Genomic DNA, 1,414 nt, shown 5'->3' on the forward strand with positions numbered 1-1,414 from the left:
AACCGAACCCCTGAACGATCTGCGCGGGGCAGCGTGACCACACGCACCGACCGAGAGCGCCAGGAACTGCTACGCCTGACCGACGCAACGGCAGCGCTTGAACAGGCCCGCTCAATCATCCGCGACGGAATACCGAAGCCAAGCGACCAGAGCCTCCTCGCCCTGGCCTATTGCATGCTCACCTTCGGCGAAATGCTGAAACAGGCATCTCATGGCCTTGTCACACAGGCATACAGCGGCCCCATCGCACTGCGCGACAAACTCGCCCACCTACCGCACCGCAAGCTCAACGCCGAAGTACTCGCCACCTCCGTCGAACGAGCCACCGCCGAGATCCTCCCCCTGATACAAGCCCGCATCCAGGACCTCAGCAACACCAGCAACTGACAGGACCCCAAGCTCACCGTCAACGATTAAGCCGTCGGCCTCCCATGAGCAACGTAACGCCACGCCTGCCGAAGCTGCATCACCTTGCGGGTGCCGCTACATCATCCACGCAGCTCGGCCGCCTGATCACAGAACTTCGGCTCTCCTCGACGTTCACCCCAGGTGGGCGCATCGCCCTGCCTGCGTTCCCTCGAACATCACCGGGCGCAGCAGCGCCTGGAGCGAAATGCGACGGGCGAAGGTCGGCAGGACAGGCTACGTCTTCACTCGGCCCAACGGTACCCCGATCAAAGGGACCCTCACCCGGCACTTCACTGCTTTGCTTCACCGGGCCAGGCTCCGCCGCATCCGGTTCCACCTACGCCACTCGGCGGCGACCCTCCTCCTGGAGCAGGGAGTGGAACTCGTCGTCATCAAGGAACTCCTCGGACACGCCCACATCGGCGTCTACGCCCACGCCCGACTCCGCCTCCAACGTCAAGCTATCGACACCCTTGGCAACGCCCTCGGCCGGCCGACGATGCCCCCGAGGACCCTGTGGGTGCCGGAAACCGTGTCACCCGAGGTGACCTGCGGGTTCGGATCTACCAGAGCGCAGGAGGTTGGCGGGCGCTGCAGGGATGATGCTGGGTCGTGGCGATACGTCTGATCTATCTGCTCGGGTGCCAGACCTTCCGATGGCTCGCGCTGCTGGCCCGGTCGAGCGCGGCGAAAGACATTGAGATCTTGATGCTCCGGCACCAACTCACCGTCGCACAGCGCATCCATCCACGGCCCCGGTTCTCCTGGAGCGACAGGGGGGTCATGGCAGCACTGCTCCGGATGGCGAACAAGCAGCAGCGTTCACATCTGGCACTGCTGGTTACACCACGGATGCTCCTATGGATGTCAAGCGGCTTCAGTGAGGTCGCTTTGTGTGGTTTGCCGGGTGGTGGTGCGGTGATCCAGGGATCGCATGAGGACGCGGTAGACCTCGCGGGCGACATGCCGCTTGAGGCAGCGCATGATGTCCTTCTTCGACAGGCCC

1 protein-coding gene and 2 pseudogenes are annotated in these 1,414 nt (G+C 63.9%); 2 read left to right on the forward strand and 1 reads right to left on the reverse strand.

Annotation, left to right across the window (positions count from 1 at the left end; translation table 11 throughout):
• Both KN815_RS48680 and KN815_RS48685 read left to right on the forward strand, forming a co-directional pair.
• Positions 1 to 387 (forward strand): hypothetical protein (locus KN815_RS48680; RefSeq protein ID WP_216348144.1); only part of this gene is annotated, 387 nt, incomplete at its 5' end.
• 177 nt (positions 388 to 564) lie between these two features.
• Positions 565 to 1,011 (forward strand): annotated as a pseudogene (locus KN815_RS48685) (tyrosine-type recombinase/integrase); the annotation flags it as partial.
• Positions 1,012 to 1,275: 264 nt separating this feature from the next.
• Here the strand turns inward: KN815_RS48685 and KN815_RS52680 are convergent.
• Positions 1,276 to 1,414, reverse strand: a pseudogene (locus tag KN815_RS52680) (IS110 family transposase); the annotation flags it as partial.

The organism is Streptomyces niphimycinicus, assembly GCF_018883605.1.
GTDB lineage: Bacteria > Actinomycetota > Actinomycetes > Streptomycetales > Streptomycetaceae > Streptomyces > Streptomyces niphimycinicus.